Below are 17,401 nucleotides of genomic sequence, written 5' to 3'. Positions count from 1 at the left end.
GGTCGGGAACTCGCGCGCCCCCCGGGCGCGAGCCTCCCCCCGGCGGTCGGGCCGGTCGGCCGCCACCGTCGACGTGGTGCCGCGTGGGGCACGCTGCGCCGCGGTCCGGCCCCCCGACCGCGGTGCGCGCTGCCCGATGCCGGTGTCCCGGCCGTCACGCTGGTTGACGTTCATGTCCCCTCCCCCTCTTCGTCCGTCCCGTTCCCGTCCCCCGGTGCCGACCGCGGGTCCGTTCCGGACCCCGGTGACCCCGTCCCCGGTTGGTGCATCGCCTTCACCCGGCGGCGGTACCGTTCGCGGTCGGTACGCCCCTGCCGGGCCGCCTCCGGGTCGAGCCGTTCCGCGGCCCGCAGCCGCACCGAGGCGGCGCGCGGGTTCGCGGCGACCTCCGCCTCCCCGGGCAGCTCCGCGCCCCGGCTGAGCAGCCGGAACGTCGGACCCGACCCGGGCAGTTCGACCGGGAGGTCGACCGGGCCCTTGCTGCGGACCCGGTCGGCGAGCGCCTGCTTGGTGAGCCGGTCCTCCAGCGAGTGGTAGGACAGGACCACCATGCGACCGCCCACGCTGAGCTTGTCGAGAGCGGCCGGCAGCGCCGTCTCCAGCGCTGCCAGTTCCCTGTTTACCTCGATCCGTAAAGCCTGAAACGTTCTCTTTGCCGGGTGTCCCCCGGTTCGTCGGGCTGGTGCCGGAATGCTCTCCCTGACCAGCTCGGCCAGCCGCGCCGACGAGGTGATGGGGGCACGCTCGCGCTCCCGGATGATCGCCGAGGCGATCCGCCCGGCGAACTTCTCCTCGCCGTACACCCGCAGCACCCGGGCCAGGTCCGGGTGGGAGTAGGTGTTGACCACCTCCTCGGCGGTCACCCCCCGGGTCTGGTCCATCCGCATGTCCAGCGGCGCGTCCTGCGCGTAGGCGAACCCGCGGTCGGGCGCGTCCAGTTGCAGGGACGAGACGCCGAGGTCGAACAGGACCCCGTCGATCGCCGGGTAACCGAGCCGGTCGAGCACCTCGGGCAACTCGTCGTAGACGGCGTGCTCGAGGTGGATCCGGTCGCCGAACCGGGCCAGCCGGACCCGTGCGTGGGCGAGGGCCTCGGTGTCCCGGTCCAGGCCGATCAGCACGGTGTCCGGGTGCGCTTCGAGCACCGCCTCGGCGTGCCCGGCCAGGCCGAGCGTGGCGTCGACGTGCACGGTGCGGCCGGGCCGGCCCAGTGCGGGGGCCAGCAACTCGAGACACCGCTCGAGCAGCACCGGCACGTGCGTGCCGCGTAGCTCCCCCATCTCGACCCCCACTGGTTGAAACCCGTTCCCGTCCCTGTGTCCGTCGTCGCCACGACGCCTCGCCATACCGCCAGATCCCCATCCGCTCCCCGCCCGCCGGAGGCCGCGGCCCTCCGTATCGGATCGTGCGCCTGGCACCGGGGAAGGGGTGCCAGGAACTCGAAAGCGGCTGGAGATCTCGCAGTACGTCGGGCGCCGTCACGCCCTACAGACCGCCGGGCAGCACCCCCTCCTCGATGTCGGCGAAGTCGTCTTCGCTCTCCGCGAGGTAGGCCTCCCAGGCCGCCCTGTCCCAGATCTCCACCCGGGTGCTCGCGCCGATCACGACCAGGTCGCGGTCGAGAGCGGCGTACGACCGGAGGTGCCCGGGAATGGTGACCCGCCCCTGCTTGTCCGGCACCTCGTCGTGCGCGCTGGCGAAGAAGACCCGGCTGTAGGCCCGGGCCGCCTTGCTCGTCATCGGCTGCGCGCGCAACTGGTCGGCGATCCGCTGGAACTCGGGCATCGGGAAGACGTAGAGGCAGCGCTCCTGCCCTTTGGTGATCACGACACCCCCCGCCAGCTCATCCCGGAACTTCGCCGGAAGGATCAACCGGCCTTTGTCGTCCAGGCGCGGAGTGTGGGTGCCGAGGAACATCGGCCCAACCCCCTCGCCCTGAGCGGCGTTCGCGGCGCCGCTGACCCCCCGGGCCGGTGTGGCCCTCCCGGCCTCACCATCGCGCCCCACTCTACTCCACTTCCCTCCACCTGCAACCGGAAACGCCCGCGTGGCGCGGCGTTTCCGCGCGCAAAACAGCACGTCAACGGGGGTGGGGCGGAGTGGAGGGGTGCGGCGCGCCCCGCCGGCCGTCCGCTTCCCGACATAGATCGACTCCGTCCGGCCGATCGCGCGCTGACCGTCCGCCGGCCGTCCCCGGCCGAACGGATCGCCGTCGGCGGCGATCTGGTAGGCCCGGTGGTCCGGTAACCTCGCTCGGGTGACGGACGCGAAGATGCCCCTGCGGGCAAAGGTGGCCAGCTCCGTGTCGCGGACCGCCGCGGCGCTGTCGCGGGCCGCGGGCCGTGGCGACGGCTCCGTGATCGGCGGCTGGATCGGCCTCAAGATCGACCCGGACCTGCTGGCCCACCTGTCGGCCGGGCGCGCCATCGCCCTGGTGTCCGGCACCAACGGCAAGACCACCACCACCCGGCTCACCACCGCCGCCGTCGGGGTGCTCGGCCGGGTCGCCACCAACTCCTTCGGCGCCAACATGCCCACCGGGCACACCTCGGCGCTGGCCAAGGCCGGCAGCACCCCCTACGCCGTCCTCGAGGTGGACGAGCACTACCTCGCCCAGGTGCTGGACGCCACCGAGCCGCACGTGGTGGCGCTGCTGAACCTCTCCCGCGACCAGCTCGACCGGGCCAAGGAGGTCGCCATGATGGCGCAGCTCTGGCGCGCCGCGCTGGTCCGGCACCCCGACCTGCGGGTGGTCGCCAACGCCGACGACCCGATGGTGGTCTGGGCCGCCACCCCGCCGGCCGACCCGGCCCGCGGCCACGTCCCGCCGAAGGTCACCTGGTTCAGCGCCGGCCAGCGCTGGCACGACGACTCCTGGGTCTGCCCCGAGTGCGGCTCCACCATCCAGCGCTCAGGTGAGCAGTGGTGGTGCACCGGCTGCCCGCTGCGCCGGCCGCAGCCGCAGTGGACCGTCGAGGACGACGGGGTGCTCGACCCCACCGGCGCCTGGCACAAGGTGCAGCTCCAGCTCCCCGGCAAGGTCAACCTCGGCAACGCGGCCACCGCCCTGGCGGTCGCCGCCGAGTTCGGGGTACGCCCGGTGGACGCGGTCTCCCGGCTCGGCACGGTCACCTCGGTGGCCGGCCGCTACGCCCAGGTCGACCGGGACGGGCGCAACATCCGGCTGCTGCTGGCCAAGAACCCGGCCAGCTGGCTGGAGGCGTTCGACATGGCCGACGTCGCGCCCACACTGCTCTCCATCAACGCGCGCGACCCCGACGGGCTGGACACCTCCTGGCTCTTCGACGTCGACTTCTCCCCGCTGCGCGGCCGGCAGGTGCTGATCACCGGCGACCGGGCCTACGACCTCGCCGTCCGGCTCGACGTCAACGGCGTGCCGTTCCAGCACGTGCGGCGCTTCGACGACGCGGTCCGGGCGGTGCCGCCGGGCCGGCTGGAGGTCATCGCCAACTACACCGCCTTCCAGGACATCCGAGCGGAGCTGGACCGTGTCAACTGAGAGCCTGCGCATCGTCTGGATCTACCCCGACCTGCTGTCCACCTACGGCGACCGCGGCAACGCGCTGATCCTGGCCCGCCGGGCCCAGCTGCGCGGCATGCCGGTCGAGGTGCTGGAGGTCCGCTCCGACCAGCGGCTGCCCGCCACCGCCGACATCTACCTGATCGGCGGCGGCGAGGACGGCCCGCAGGCGCTGGGCGCGCAGCGGCTGATCGCCGACGGCGGCCTGCACCGGGCGGTGGCCCAGGGCTCGGTGGTGTTCGGCGTCTGCGCCGGCTACCAGCTGCTCGGCACCTCCTTCTTCGCCAAGGGCACCCGCTGCACCGGGCTGGAGCTGCTGGACATCTCCTCCGACCGGGGTCCCACCCGCGCGGTCGGCGAGCTGGCCGGCGAGGTCGACCCGCGGCTGGGCATCCCGTACCTGACCGGGTTCGAGAACCACGGCGGCCGGACCCACCTCGGCCCGAGCGTGTCGCCGGTGGCCCGGGTGACCACCGGGGTCGGCAACGACGGGACCACCGAGGGCGCCTGGCGGGGCAAGCTGCTCGGCACCTACTCGCACGGCCCGGCGCTGGCCCGCAACCCCGCCCTGGCCGACCTCCTGCTGCGCTGGGCGACCGGCATCCACCAGCTCCCCCCGCTCGACGACACGTGGGCCGACCGGCTCCGGTCGGAGCGCCGCACCGCGGTGGCCGCCGCCGCAAGGGCATGATCGGCGCCGCCCGACTGTGGCGGCGACGACCGGCGTCCCGAACGATCGTCCGGATGCTCCGGCAGCCCTCGGCGCGCCGGTTCGCGCTGCTGCTCCTGCTGCTCGCCGGGTTCGGCGTCACGCTGCTGCTGGTCCCCCACCCGGACCCGCGCGACCTGCCGGGGCTCGCCCACTCGCTCGGCGGGTACGCCCCGGCCGTCGCCGTGGTGGGCGGCGCGCTGCTGCTCGTGGCGCTGGTCCCGCGTACCTTCGTCACGCTGGCCGCCGGCGCGATCTTCGGCCCGGTGCAGGGCGCCGCGTACGCCCTCGGCGCGGCGCTGCTCGCGGCGGCCATCGGCTTCGCGGTCGGCCGCCTGCTCGGCCGGCAGTTCGTCGCCGAGCGGGTCCGCGGCCGGCTGGCCCGGCTGGACGGCTGGTTCGCCCGGCAGAGCGTGCTCGGCGTGATCACCGTCCGGCTGCTGCCGATCGCCGGGTTCGGGCTGGTCAGCTACGGCTACGGCACCACCGGGGCGCGCGTGCTGCCGTTCCTGGCCGGCAGCGTGATCGCCTCCGCCCCCACCGCGATCGGCTACGCGGCCATCGGCGCGGCGGTCAGCTCCCCCGGCTCGATCAACTGGTACGCCGCAGCCCCGGCCAGCCTCGGCCTGATCGCCAGCGTGCTCATCATCCACCGCTGGTGGCGGGCGGAGCGGCACCGCCGGCTGGGCCCGAGCTGAGATGGCCGCCGCGGAGGAGCGCTTGCCCGGCGGCTTCGTCACCGAGGTGGTCCGGATCGGCGACACGGTACGCCGCACTCCGCCGGCCCGCGCCGACTTCGGGGCGGCCCTGCTGCGGCACCTGGCCGCCACCGCGCCGGGCCTGGCACCCGGTTACCTCGGGCTGGACGCGCAGGGCCGGCAGGTGCTGACCCACCTCGACGGGCGGGTCCCCTGGCGGGACCGGGAGGATCCGGCCTTCTTCGCCGACCCCGCGCTCACCCGGCTGGCCGGGCTGATCCGGGCGCTGCACGACGCCTGCGCCGGCAGCCCGCTGGCCGGCGACGCGGAGACGGTCTGCCACCGGGACCTGTCGCCGAAGAACACCGTCTACCGGGACTCCCCGGTCGGGCCGGTGCCGGTGGCCTTCCTGGACTGGGACCTCGCCGGGCCGGGCCGGCGGATCGAGGACGTGGCGTTCGCCGGCTGGCACTGGGCCGCGCTGGGCGGGGACGCCGACCCGGCCGAGCTGGCCCGGCGCTGCCGGCTGCTCTGCGACGCCTACGAGGCGGCCGGCGCCGGGGTGTCCCTGCCCCGGGGCGAGCTGGTCGCCGTCATGCTCGACCAGCTCGACGGCACGTGGCGGGGCATCGACGCCGGCGCCGACCGGGACGAGCCGGGCATGCACCGGCTCCGCGCGGCGGGCGCGGTCGACGCGGTACGCGACTGGCACGGGTGGCTGCTCCGGCAGCGCCCGGCGGTCGAGGCGGCCCTCCGGACCCGTTGACCCCGGGACGCGCCGGAGGCGCGCCCCGGGCAGGGGACGCGCCTCCGTGAGCGGGCGGGTCAGGCGACGACCGAGACCATCCGGCCCTTCACCACGATGACCTTGCGGGGCTCCTTGCCGGCCAGCGCGCCGGCGACCGCCTCCAGCGCGGCCGACCGGACGTCGTCCTCGGACGCGTCGGCGGCCACCTCGACCCGGCCCCGGACCTTGCCGTTGACCTGCACCGGGTAGGTCACCGTCTCGGCGACCAGCAGCGCCGGATCGGCGGTCGGGAAGTCCGCGTACGCCAGCGAGGTGTCGTGGCCCAGCCGCCGCCACAGCTCCTCGGCGATGTGCGGGGCGAACGGCGCCACCATCAGCACCAGCGGCCCGGCCACCTCGCGCGGGGTCGCCGCCAGCCGGGTCAGCCCGTTGGTCAGCTCGATCAGCTTGGCGATCGCGGTGTTGAACCGGATCCCCTCCATGTCCGCGCGGACCCCGTCGATCACCTTGTGCAGCAGCCGCCGGGTGGCCTCGTCGGCCGGCGCGTCGGTGACCCGCAGCGCGCCGGTCTGCTCGTCGACGACCGCCCGCCAGACCCGCTGCAGGAACCGGTAGGAGCCGACCACGGCCCGGGTCTCCCACGGGCGGGACACCTCCAGCGGGCCCATCGACATCTCGTACACCCGGAAGGTGTCCGCGCCGTACGCCGCGCACATGTCGTCCGGGGTGACGACGTTCTTCAGGGACTTGCCCATCTTGCCGTACTCGCGGGTGACCTCGGTGTCGCCGTGGAAGTACCGGCCGTCGACCTCGACGACCTCCTCGGCCGGCACGTAGGCGCCGCGCGGGTCGGTGAACGCGTACGCCTGGATCATGCCCTGGTTGAACAGCCGGCGGAACGGCTCGAACGAGGAGACGTGGCCCAGGTCGTACAGCACCTTGTGCCAGAAGCGGGCGTACAGCAGGTGCAGCACGGCGTGCTCGGCGCCGCCGACGTACAGGTCGGTGCCCCCGCAGTCGCCGGCACCGCGCGGGCCCATCCAGTACGCCTCGTTCTCCGGCTCGACGAAGCGCCCGGCGTCGGTCGGGTCCAGGTAGCGCAGCTCGTACCAGCAGGAGCCGGCCCACTGCGGCATCACGTTGGTCTCCCGGGTGTAGCGCTTCGGCCCGTCACCCAGGTCCAGCTCCACCTCCACCCAGTCGCGCCGCCGGGACAGCGGGGTCTCCGGGTTGCTGCCGGCGTCCTCCGGGTCGAAGGTCTTCGGCGAGAAGTCGTCCACCTCGGGCAGCTCGACCGGCAGCATCGACTCGGGCAGCGCGATCGGCGCGCCGGTCTCGTCGTAGACGATCGGGAAGGGCTCGCCCCAGTAGCGCTGCCGGGAGAACAGCCAGTCCCGCAGCCGCCACGTGACCGCGCCGGCGCCGTGCCCGTTGGCCTCCAGCCACTCGATGATCCGCGCCTTGGCGTCGGCCACCCCCAGGCCGTTCAGGTCCAGCCCGCGGTCGGGGGCGGCGCTGTTGATCGCCGGGCCGTCCCCGGTCCACGCCTTGCCGGCGAAGCCCTCCGCCGGCTGCACGGTGCGCACGATCGGCAGGTCGAAGACCTCGGCGAAGTCCCAGTCCCGCTCGTCCTGGGCCGGCACGGCCATGATCGCGCCGGTGCCGTAGCCGGCCAGCACGTAGTCGGCGATGAAGATCGGGATCTGCCCGCCGGTGACCGGGTTGGTCGCCCAGGCGCCGACGAAGACGCCGGTCTTCTCCTTGGTGTCCGCCTGCCGCTCCACGTCCGTCTTGGCCGCGGCGGCCTTCCGGTACGCCTCGACGGCGGCCCGCGGGCTGGCGTGCCCGCCGGTCCAGGCGTCCTTCGTCCCCTCCGGCCAGGCGGCCGGCACCAGCACGTCGACCAGCTCGTGCTCGGGGGCCAGCACCATGTAGGTGGCGCCGAAGACGGTGTCCGGCCGGGTCGTGAACACCCGGACCGGGCCGCGCTCGGTCGGGAAGTCGATGTGCGCGCCGGTCGACCGGCCGATCCAGTTGCGCTGCTGCAGCTTGATCGGCTCGGGCCAGTCCAGCGTGTCCAGGTCCGCCAGCAGCCGGTCCCCGTACGCGGTGATCCGCATCATCCACTGCTTCAGGTTCCGCTTGAAGACCGGGAAGTTGCCCCGCTCGGAGCGGCCGTCGGCGGTGACCTCCTCGTTGGCCAGCACGGTGCCCAGCCCCGGGCACCAGTTCACCGGCGCCTCCGAGACGTACGCCAGCCGGTGGTCGTCGACGATCCTGCGCCGCTCGCCCACGGTCAGCTCGGCCCACGGCCGGCCGTCCGGGGTGGGGCGGGTGCCCCCCTCGAACTCGGCTATCAGCTCGGCGACCGGGCGGGCCTTCTTCGCGTCCGCGTCGTACCAGGAGTTGAAGATCTGCAGGAAGATCCACTGGGTCCAGCGGTAGAAGTCGGTCTCGATGGTGGCCACCGAGCGCCGCTCGTCGTGGCCCAGCCCCAGCCGGCGCAGCTGCGCCTTGTACCGCTCGATGTTGGCCTCGGTGGTGGTCCGCGGATGGGTGCCGGTCTGCACCGCGTACTGCTCGGCGGGCAGGCCGAACGCGTCGAAGCCCATCGCGTGCAGCACGTTGCGCCCGGCCATCCGCTGGTAACGGGCGTAGCAGTCGGTGCCGATGTAGCCCAGCGGGTGGCCGACGTGCAGGCCGGCGCCGGACGGGTAGGGGAACATGTCCAGCACGTACAGCTTCTCGGCGCCCGCGCGCGGGTGGTCCGGGTCGGCCAGCGGGCCGGCCGGGTTCGGCGCGTGGAAGGTGCCCTCCCGCTTCCAGGTGTCCTGCCAGCGGTGCTCGATCTCCTCGGCCAGGGCGGCGGTGTACCGGAACGGGGGGATGTCGGTCGCCGGTGCGGCTGCCTCAGTCATGGCGTCTCCTCGGCGCGGGTCATGTCGGATATGGGAGGTCTGCTGCGGGCACAAAAAAGCCCCTCGCGCAGGAGGGGCCGCCGTGCTGTCGCGCGCTCAGCGCATCAGCACGGCTCGGTAAGAAGCAGGAAGACTCCGGCCATGACCGGCAGTGTACCCCGCCGGCGGCTCGCGCCTCGCGCCCGCCGCCACGAGGTGGGACGGCGCCGGGCCCTGGTCACCTCGACGGGTACGGCGCGGGGCGGGCGAACCGCTCGGTGTCGGTGACGAACCCCAGCACTGCTCGGCCCACCTCCCCCTCCCCGCCGCCCCCGCGACAGGAACCGGGACCCGGCTACCCACCTACGAGCCGGGCACGCGTCCCCCGGTCCGGCGAATATTCCGGGCGTAACCGGCCGACCGCCTGCGGGGGTCGGCGACAACGACAAACATGGTTAGCCTGAGAGACCAGTGAGATTCTTGCGGCAGACGAGGCTCGGCGTCGCGAACCCAACGGCGGGTCCAGGTGCTCTATACAGAGCTGCCGTCCGGCGACGAGGAGGAGGCCCGTGACACAACAGACCTGGGACGAGGTGGGCGGTCTGCTGCCGCACGACGAGTTCCGCGCCGCCAGCGAGGCCATCGTTTCCAACATCGAGCAGGTCATCGAGGGCAAGACGGCCACCGTCCGGCTCGCCCTCGCGGTGCTGCTCGCCGAGGGCCACCTGCTGATCGAGGACGTCCCCGGCGTCGGCAAGACCAAGCTGGCCAAGGCCATGGCCCGGTCGATCGACTGCTCGGTGCGCCGGATCCAGTTCACCCCGGACCTGCTACCCAGCGACGTCACCGGGGTCAGCGTCTACAACCAGGAGACGCACGACTTCGAGTTCCGCCCGGGCGCGGTCTTCGCCAACCTGGTGGTCGGCGACGAGATCAACCGGGCCTCGCCGAAGACCCAGTCGGCGCTGCTGGAGTGCATGGAGGAGCGGCAGGTCACCGTCGACGGCGTGACCTACCAGCTGCAGACCCCGTTCATGGTGATCGCGACGCAGAACCCGATCGAGATGGAGGGCACCTACCCGCTGCCGGAGGCGCAGCGCGACCGGTTCACCGCCCGGATCGCGATGGGCTACCCGGACCCGGGCGCCGAGCTGGCCATGCTGGACGGCCACGGGGCCAACGACCCGCTGCACGAGCTGCGGCCGGTCTCCGACGCGGCCACCGTCCGCCGGCTGATCGGCCACGTCCGGCAGGTGCACGTCGCCGACGCCGTCAAGCAGTACGCGATCGACCTGGTGACCGCCACCCGCGAGGCGCCCGACCTGCGGCTCGGCGCGTCCCCGCGGGCCACCCTCCAGCTGCTGCGCACCGCCCGCGCGGTGGCCGCCCTGGAGGGCCGCGACTACGTCCTCCCGGACGACCTCCAGGCCCTCGCGGTGCCGGTGCTGGCACACCGGATCATCCCGACCGCCGACGCGCAGCTGGCCCGGCGCACCACCGACGCGATCGTCGCCGAGCTGGTGCACCGCCTCCCGCTCCCGCACGACCGCAAGCGCTCCCCGTACGACACCCGGCCCGGCGGCAGCGGCAACGGTCGCGGGCCCTACGAGCCGCGGAGGCCGTGAGGTGCGCGACGGGCTGCGAGGGCTGACCACCCGCGGCCGCTCGTTCCTGGCGGCCGCTGTCGCCGCCGCGATCTCCGCCGCCATCCTCGGCGAGAAGGACCTGCTCCGGGTGGCCGTGCTGCTCGCCATCCTGCCGCTGCTCGCGGCGGCCTACGTCGGGCGCAGCCGCTACAAGCTCGCCTGCAACCGGTCGCTGGAGCCGCACCGGGTGCCGGTCGGGGCCAGCTCCCGGGTGGTGCTGCGGCTGCAGAACCTGTCCCGGCTGCCCACCGGCACCCTGCTGCTGGAGGACCGGCTGCCCTACGCGCTCGGCAGCCGGCCGCGGGTGGTGCTGGAGCGCCTCGGCGCCCACCAGGCCAGCTCGGTGGCGTACACGGTCCGCGCCGACGTGCGCGGCCGCTACGAGGTCGGCCCGCTGGTGATCCGGCTGACCGACCCGTTCGGGCTGTGCGAGCTGAGCCGGGCCTTCCCCAGCACCGACCACCTCACGGTCATCCCGCAGGTCACCCCGCTGCCCTCGGTCCGCCTTCCCGGCGAGTACGCGGGCACCGGCGACAGCCGGGCCCGGTCGGTGGCGGTGCACGGCGAGGACGACGCGGCCACCCGGGAGTACCGGATGGGCGACGACCTGCGCCGGGTGCACTGGAAGTCGACGGCCCGCACCGGCGAGCTGATGGTGCGCCGGGAGGAGCAGCCCTGGGAGAGCCGGGCCACCGTGGTGCTGGACACCCGCGCCGCCGGGCACCGGGGCGAGGGGCCCACGGCGAGCTTCGAGTGGGCCGTCTCCACCGCCGCCAGCGTCGCCGTGCACCTGCGCCAGGCCGGCTACAAGCTGCGCCTGGTCACCGGCTCCGGCGCGGACGTGGACGCCACCGAGGCCGGCGGCGAGGGCGTGCTCCTCGACCACCTCGCCGACGTGCACCTGGACAAGCGCGGCGAGCTCACCACGCTGGTGCAGCAGGTCCGGCAGCGGGCCGACGGCGGGCTGATCATCGCGCTGCTGGGCACGTTGAGCACCGCCGAGGCGGAGCTGCTGGCCGGGCTGCGCACCAGCGGTGCGACCTGCGTGGGCTTCCTGCTCGACAGCAACACCTGGCTGAACCTGCCGCCGAAGGCCCGGGCCGAGGCGGAGCACGCGCACGGCGCCGCCGCGCTCGCCCTGCTGCAGAGCGGCTGGCGGGTGATCGGGGTGGACCACGGCAACCGGCTGCCGGTGCTCTGGCCGCAGGCGGCCCGCGGTTCGCAGGGGTTCGCGCTGCGGGCGGCGCTGGCCGAGACGGTGGCCGGAGGCGTGCGATGACCGGAAGGGTGGACCCGTGACCGCGCACCGCAACCTCGGCTTCGTCGCCGCGGCGGCGACCCTGCTGGCGGCGGCCCCGCTGTCGGCGATCTTCGAGCGCTGGACCTGGCTCATCCAGGCGGCCATCGTGGTGGCCGTGGTGGCCGGCGCGGCCGCGCTGAGCCGGTTGGCCCGGGCGCCGCTGTGGGGCCAGGTGCTGGCCATGCTGGCCGGTCTCACGCTCGCCCTGACCTGGGTCTTCCCGGGCGGCACCGAGTTCTTCGCGTTCGTGCCCACCCCGGCCACCTTCGCCCACTTCGGCGACCTGCTGAACGCCTCGTTGTCCGACATGCGCTCGTACGGGGTGCAGGTGCCGGACGTCGACTCGCTGCTCTTCCTCGCCGTGCTCGGCATCGGCGCGGTGGCCATCGTGGTGGACGTGCTCACCGTCGGGCTGCGCCGGCCGGCGCTGGCCGGGCTGCCCATGCTGGCCATCTACTCGGTGCCGGTGGCGGTCTACGTGGACAGCGTCCCCGCCACCCCGTTCGTGGTGGGCGCCTGCGGCTACCTGTGGCTGCTGGTCACCGACAACGTCGACCGCGTACGCCGGTTCGGCCGCCGGTTCACCGGCGAGGGGCGGGACGTCGACGTCTGGGAGGCGTCGCCGCTGGCCGCGGCGGGCCGGCGGCTGGCCGTGGTCGGGGTGGCCCTCGCGGTGGCCCTGCCGCTGGTCGTGCCCGGGATGACCGGCGGGCTGATGAGCGCCGTCGGCAACGGCACCGGCAACGGCAACGGGCGGCCGGGCCAGGGCGGCAGCCCCGGCCGGATCGACCTGTTCGCCGCGCTCAGCGGCCAGCTCAACCAGACCGAGGTGACCGAGCTGGTCAAGGTCAGCACCAACGAGCCGGCCCCGTTCTACCTGCGCTTCGGGGTCGCCGACGAGCTGCGGCCGGACGGCTTCCGGGTGCGGGTGCCCACCGGGCGGCCGGCCAACCGGAACCTGCCCGACCCGGCGGAGCGCGGCGGCCGGGGCGTGGAGCAGCAGCGCTACCGGGCCAGCGTCGAGGTGAGCAAGAACCTCAACATGCCGCTGCTGCCGGTGTACGCCGAGCCGGTGAAGACCGAGGACCTCGGCGGCAACTGGCTCTACGACCCGAACCTCCAGATCGTCTTCTCCAACCGGGAGAACTCCCGGGGCAAGCGCTACTCGTTCGACTACGTCCGCTCGACGTTCAGCCCGACGGCGCTGCGCGCGGCGCCGTCCCTGCCGGCCGACGACCCGGTGCTGCGGCAGCAGACCGTCACGCCGGCCGTCCGCGCCGTCGACCGGCTGGTCGACCAGCTGGTCAAGGGCCGGGCGAACGACTACGACAAGGTCCGGGCGATCTACGACTACTTCTCGGTGGAGAACGGGTTCACCTACTCGCTGTCCACCCGGGGCGGCACCAGCGGGGACGACATCACCGACTTCCTCGCCACCAAGGTGGGCTTCTGCCAGCAGTACGCGGCGGCGATGGCCTGGCTGGTCCGGTCGGCCGGCATCCCGGCGCGGGTGGCGTTCGGTTTCAGCAACGGCAGCAACTCCGGCGGCGGCACGTACGTGCTGACCAACCGGAACCTGCACGCCTGGACGGAGGTCTACTTCGGCGGGATCGGCTGGGTGCCGTTCGACGCCACCCCGGCGGCGAGCGTCGTGGGGTCGGTCCGCTCGGTCTGGGCCCCGAACACCGACGCCCCCGAGGAGGTCACCCCCCTGCCGGGGAGCACCGCCGCCCCCGGCGGGGCCGACCCCTCGGCCGGCCCGGAGGACCCGGGAGCGACCGCGGTGATCCCGGCCGTCAGCCGCCCGGTGACCGCTCCGGCGCTCGATTCCACCGCGCTGATGGGCGCGGTACCCCCGGTACAGGACGCCGGCGACGACGACGCGACGAGCACCCCGGCCGAGCCGCCGCGTCCCCGCCGGGGCGAGCGGGTGGTGCAGCTCCGGCCGGAGCAGACCGGCGAGGGGTACAAGAGCGTCTACTCCGAGCTGACCAGGCCAACCGTCGGCTCCCGGCTGCGGACGATCGTGCGGGGCACCGGCGAGGTGCTGATCACCTTCGGCGTGGTGGTGCTGCTCTTCGCCGGCTACGAGATCTGGGGCAAGGCGGTGATCGTCGACGCCCACCAGAGCGACCTGAGCAGCCAGCTCGCCCAGGAGTGGGGGGCGGACCCGACGGTCGGGCCGACCACCGCGCCGAGCGCCAAGCCGAAGCCGCCGGCCGAGGGGAAGCCGGTCGCCGGGCTCTACATCCCCAAGCTCGACAAGCACTGGGTGGTGGTCGAGGGGGTCACCCCGGACGACATCCGGTACGCCCCGGGCCACTACCCGAAGAGCGCCATGCCGGGCCAGGTGGGCAACTTCTCCGTCGCCGGGCACCGCATCCGGGCCACCTTCTGGCGCCTCGACGAGCTGCGCTCGGGCGACGCCATCGTGGTCGAGACCCAGGGCGAGTGGTTCATCTACAAGGTCTACCAGCAGCGGATCGTCAAGCCGTACCAGGTCGAGGTCGTCGCGCCGGTGCCGGGCAAGCCGAACGAGTCGCCCACCGAGAAGCTGCTCACGCTGACCACCTGCAACCCCAAGTTCGACAACTACCAGCGGCTGATCATCCACGCCCGGCTGGACCACGTCCAGGCCAAGTCGGCGGGTCGCCCGGCCGAGCTGGAGGGCTGACGCGTGTACGGATGGATCTGGCGGAAGCTGCCGCTCGGGCTGCCCGGGAAGCTGACCGGCTCGGTGCTGCTTGCCGCCGCGGCGGTCGCCCTGCTGTGGTTCGTGGTCTTCCCCTGGGCAGAGCCCCTCCTCCCCTTCGACGACGTGCAGGTCACCCAGGACTCCGGCGTGCCGGGGGACGACGGCGCCGGGCTCACCGAGCCGAGTGAGCGGCCGTCCGGGGAGGAGATCCCGTACAGCACCGAGACGAACAACGCCCCGCCCTCCACCCCGAGCAGGTGACCCCGATGCGCGTCCTCGTGATCGACAACTACGACTCGTTCGTCTTCAACCTCGTGCAGTACCTCGGCCAGCTCGGCGTGGACTGCGAGGTGCGGCGCAACGACGAGATCGACGTCGCCGAGGTGGGCCGGGTGGGCGCCGCCGGCGTGCTCCTCTCGCCCGGGCCGGGCAGCCCGGACCGGGCCGGCATCTGCCTCGACGTGATCAAGGAGTACGCGGGCAAGCTGCCCCTGTTCGGGGTCTGCCTCGGTCACCAGGCCATCGGCGAGGCCTTCGGCGCGACGGTGACCCGGGCGCCGGAGCTGCTGCACGGCAAGACCTCCGAGGTGCGCCACCACGGGGTGGGGGTGCTGGCCGGCCTGCCCGACCCGTTCACCGCCACCCGGTACCACTCGCTCGCCGTGCTGCCCGAGACGCTCCCCGACGAGCTGGAGGTCACCGGCCGGACCGCCTCCGGCGTGGTGATGGCCATGCGGCACCGTACCCTGCCCATCGAGGGCGTCCAGTTCCACCCGGAGTCGGTGCTGACCGAGGGCGGCCACCTCATGCTGGCGAACTGGCTGGCCGTCTGCGGCTACCCGGAGGCCCTGGAGCGGGCCCCGGAGCTGGCCGCCGAGGTCGACGCCCGCCGCCGCGCCGCCTTCGCCGCGGCCTGAGGGTTCGTTCTACGCGAAGTGGCGGCGCCCGGGTCGACCGGGCACCGCCACTTCGGCTGTCTCAGGCTGTCGGGTCAGGGCTGGCTGAACCGGCTCGGCGGCGTGGTGGTCGGGAACGGGAAGCCACCGCCGCCTCCGGGAGTGGTCGGGGTCGCGCCCGGCGACGGCGTGCCCGGGCTGGCGCTGTCGGTCGGCTCGGGCAGCGGGATGTCCACCTCGATGGTCACGGTCTTGCCCTTGGCCAGCTTGCTGCCAGCGCGCGGGTTCTGGCTGCTCACCTTGCCGACCTTGTCGGGTGTGACCTCGTTGCCGTCCCGGACGCGGACGTCGTAGCCGGCGTCGGTCAGCCGCCTGGTGGCCTGCTCCTTGGTGTAGCCCGTGACGTCCGGCACCTCGTTCACGTTGCCCCGGGAGACCTCCAGGGTCACCGGGCTGCCCTCGGCCACCGAGCTGCCCTCCTTGGGAAGCACGTTGACGACCTGGCCCTCCGGCGCGCCGCTGTCGATGTCCTTGCGCGTGACGTCGAGCTTCAGATCGTCGAGGCGGGCCTTGGCGCTGGCGTAGGTGCTGCCCTCGATGCCAGCCGGGATCGTCACCACGGGCTTGCCGCCGCAGATCTGGATCGTCACCGGGCTGTTCTTCGCCACCGACGCGCCGGACTGCGGGTTCTGGGCGGCCACCGTGTTCTTCGTGCAGTCGCTGCTGAGTACCGGCTCACCGAGCGTCACGCGCAGCCCCGCCCGCTGGAGATCGGCGGTCGCCACCGCCTGGCTCTTGCCCTGCAGCGGTGGCACGGAGACCTTCTCGGCGCCGGTCTGGTTGAGCCAGAGCGCGGTGGCCAGCGCGATGACCGCGAGCACGCCGAGCGCGGCGAACGTGGCGATCACCCAGGCCGAGCTCTTCCGCTTGCGCGGGTCACCGACCCGGGCCGGCGCCTGCTGGCGGGTCTGCGGGCCCATCACCTGGGTGTGCTGGTAGCCGCCGCCGGCCGCGGCCGGTCCCATCGGCATGGTCTCCTCGGCCGGCATGACCGGGGTGGCCAGCACCGGACGGCCCGCGGCGGCACGGAGCAGGTCGGCCCGCATCTCGCCGGCGCTCTGGTAGCGGTTCAGCGGGTTCTTCGACAGCGCCTTGAGGACGATCGCGTCCACGGCGGGGTTGACGTCCGGGTTGATGGTGCTCGGCGTGGGCGGCGTCTCCCGTACGTGCTGGTAGGCGACGCTGACCGGGCTGTCCCCGACGAACGGCGGGTGCCCGCAGAGCAGCTCGAACAGCACGCAGCCGGCCGCGTAGACGTCGGAGCGGGCGTCGACCGCCTCGCCGCGCGCCTGCTCCGGGGAGAGGTACTGCGCCGTGCCGATGACCGCGCTGGTCTGTGTCATCGTGGTGGCGCCGCTGGCCAGCGCCCGGGCGATGCCGAAGTCCATCACCTTGACCTGGCCGGTCTGGGTGAGCATCACGTTGCCGGGCTTGATGTCCCGGTGGATGATCCCGTGCCGGTGGCTGAACTCCAGGGCCGCGCACATGTCGGCGCAGATCTCCAGCGCCCGGCGCGGCTGGAGCCGGCCCTCGGCGCCGAGCACCTCCTTGAGGGTCCGCCCGTTGACGAACTCCATCACGATGAACGGCAGCGTCTCGCCGGTCGGGGCGGTCTCCTCGCCGGTGTCGTACACGGCGACGATGGCCGGGTGGTTCAGCGACGCGGCGTTCTGCGCCTCCCGGCGGAACCGCATCTGGAAGGTCGCGTCCCGGGCCAGGTCGGCGCGGAGCATCTTGATCGCGACATCCCGACCGAGCCGGAGATCGCGACCACGGTGCACCTCCGCCATGCCGCCGTAGCCGAGCAGCTCGCCGACCTGGTACCTGCCACCGAGCAGGCGGGCCTGCGCTGTCATCGCGTCTCTCGTCCTTCGCTCGTCGTCGTCTCGCCGCCAGCCGGCTGGAGCCGTACCCCACGACGGTACGACGTGGGAAGCGGATAGTCGCCCTCGTGGGCCCGCACCGCGCCGGAGGTCACGCCCACCGGCGCAAGCGCGCCGGGGTCAGCGGCCGCCGCGTACTTCCGGTAGTAGTACGAAATCACGCCCGAGCAGAGCACGACCAGGACGGCCACCACGATGGCGGCCACCCATCGCCCCGCCGTGGAGCGGCGGGGGGCCGGCAGCGGGGCGGCGGCCGGTCGCGCGTATCCGAGGGGGTTGTGCTGCCGGGGCGGCGGGACGGCCGCCGCGCCGCGCGGCGCCACCGGCG

Annotated in this window: 13 protein-coding genes and 1 pseudogene; 9 read left to right on the top strand and 5 right to left on the bottom strand. The window is 73.7% G+C overall.

Features of this window, described 5'->3' with window-relative positions; genetic code table 11:
- Positions 1–170: 170 nt before the first annotated feature.
- On the bottom strand, positions 171–1,280 hold the full coding sequence (gene rsmH, locus B0E53_RS19470; RefSeq protein WP_107077378.1) for a 16S rRNA (cytosine(1402)-N(4))-methyltransferase RsmH: 1,110 nt from the start codon (positions 1,278–1,280) through the stop codon (positions 171–173).
- 205 nt (positions 1,281–1,485) lie between these two features.
- Complete coding sequence (gene mraZ, locus B0E53_RS19465) at positions 1,486–1,917, bottom strand: division/cell wall cluster transcriptional repressor MraZ (RefSeq protein ID WP_073831045.1); 432 nt, start codon at positions 1,915–1,917, stop codon at positions 1,486–1,488.
- A 355-nt stretch (positions 1,918–2,272) separates the two neighbouring features.
- Here mraZ and B0E53_RS19460 point away from each other — a divergent pair, with 355 nt between their 5' ends.
- Genes B0E53_RS19460 through B0E53_RS19445 form a run of 4 tightly spaced genes read left to right on the top strand, consistent with a single transcriptional unit; the run spans position 2,273 to position 5,714 of the window.
- A complete protein-coding gene (locus B0E53_RS19460) occupies positions 2,273–3,520 on the top strand; it encodes a MurT ligase domain-containing protein (RefSeq protein WP_107077375.1) in 1,248 nt (415 codons plus the stop codon).
- On the top strand, positions 3,510–4,232 hold the full coding sequence (locus tag B0E53_RS19455; RefSeq protein ID WP_107077374.1) for a glutamine amidotransferase: 723 nt from the start codon (positions 3,510–3,512) through the stop codon (positions 4,230–4,232). Before B0E53_RS19460 ends, B0E53_RS19455 begins: the two co-directional genes overlap by 11 nt.
- Before the next feature lie 53 nt (positions 4,233–4,285).
- Positions 4,286–4,948 carry a VTT domain-containing protein gene (locus tag B0E53_RS19450; RefSeq protein ID WP_246835490.1) on the top strand — a complete coding sequence of 221 codons (663 nt, stop codon included), beginning with the start codon at positions 4,286–4,288 and terminating at the stop codon, positions 4,946–4,948.
- Position 4,949: 1 nt separating this feature from the next.
- Positions 4,950–5,714 carry a phosphotransferase gene (locus tag B0E53_RS19445; protein ID WP_107077373.1) on the top strand — a complete coding sequence of 255 codons (765 nt, stop codon included), beginning with the start codon at positions 4,950–4,952 and terminating at the stop codon, positions 5,712–5,714.
- Positions 5,715–5,773: 59 nt separating this feature from the next.
- Here B0E53_RS19445 and leuS read toward each other — a convergent pair whose 3' ends face one another.
- Positions 5,774–8,614, bottom strand: coding sequence for a leucine--tRNA ligase (gene leuS / locus B0E53_RS19440; RefSeq protein WP_107077372.1), 2,841 nt, complete (start codon positions 8,612–8,614; stop codon positions 5,774–5,776).
- Positions 8,615–9,162: 548 nt separating this feature from the next.
- On the opposite strand from leuS, the gene B0E53_RS19435 reads away from it, so the two are divergent.
- The 5 genes from B0E53_RS19435 to B0E53_RS19415 are packed head-to-tail and all read left to right on the top strand — an operon-like array spanning position 9,163 to position 15,151.
- Positions 9,163–10,218 carry a MoxR family ATPase gene (locus B0E53_RS19435; RefSeq protein ID WP_107077371.1) on the top strand — a complete coding sequence of 352 codons (1,056 nt, stop codon included), beginning with the start codon at positions 9,163–9,165 and terminating at the stop codon, positions 10,216–10,218.
- A 1-nt stretch (position 10,219) separates the two neighbouring features.
- A complete protein-coding gene (locus B0E53_RS19430; protein WP_107077370.1) occupies positions 10,220–11,518 on the top strand; it encodes a DUF58 domain-containing protein in 1,299 nt (432 codons plus the stop codon).
- A gap of 16 nt (positions 11,519–11,534) precedes the next feature.
- Complete coding sequence (locus B0E53_RS19425; RefSeq protein WP_107077369.1) at positions 11,535–14,213, top strand: class E sortase; 2,679 nt, start codon at positions 11,535–11,537, stop codon at positions 14,211–14,213.
- A gap of 3 nt (positions 14,214–14,216) precedes the next feature.
- Complete coding sequence (locus tag B0E53_RS19420) at positions 14,217–14,495, top strand: hypothetical protein (RefSeq protein ID WP_107077368.1); 279 nt, start codon at positions 14,217–14,219, stop codon at positions 14,493–14,495.
- A gap of 5 nt (positions 14,496–14,500) precedes the next feature.
- Complete coding sequence (locus tag B0E53_RS19415) at positions 14,501–15,151, top strand: aminodeoxychorismate/anthranilate synthase component II (RefSeq protein WP_107077376.1); 651 nt, start codon at positions 14,501–14,503, stop codon at positions 15,149–15,151.
- A 74-nt stretch (positions 15,152–15,225) separates the two neighbouring features.
- Here the strand turns inward: B0E53_RS19415 and pknB are convergent, their stop codons facing one another.
- Positions 15,226–17,046, bottom strand: coding sequence for a Stk1 family PASTA domain-containing Ser/Thr kinase (gene pknB, locus B0E53_RS19410; protein WP_107077367.1), 1,821 nt, complete (start codon positions 17,044–17,046; stop codon positions 15,226–15,228).
- Positions 17,043–17,401: pseudogene (locus tag B0E53_RS19405) on the bottom strand (serine/threonine protein kinase); the annotation flags it as partial. The gene pknB and the pseudogene B0E53_RS19405, both read right to left, overlap by 4 nt.

The sequence above is a fragment of the Micromonospora sp. MH33 genome, from assembly GCF_003013775.1.
Taxonomy (GTDB): Bacteria; Actinomycetota; Actinomycetes; order Mycobacteriales; family Micromonosporaceae; genus Micromonospora; species Micromonospora fulviviridis.
This window is presented reverse-complemented; position numbering and strand designations above follow the sequence as displayed.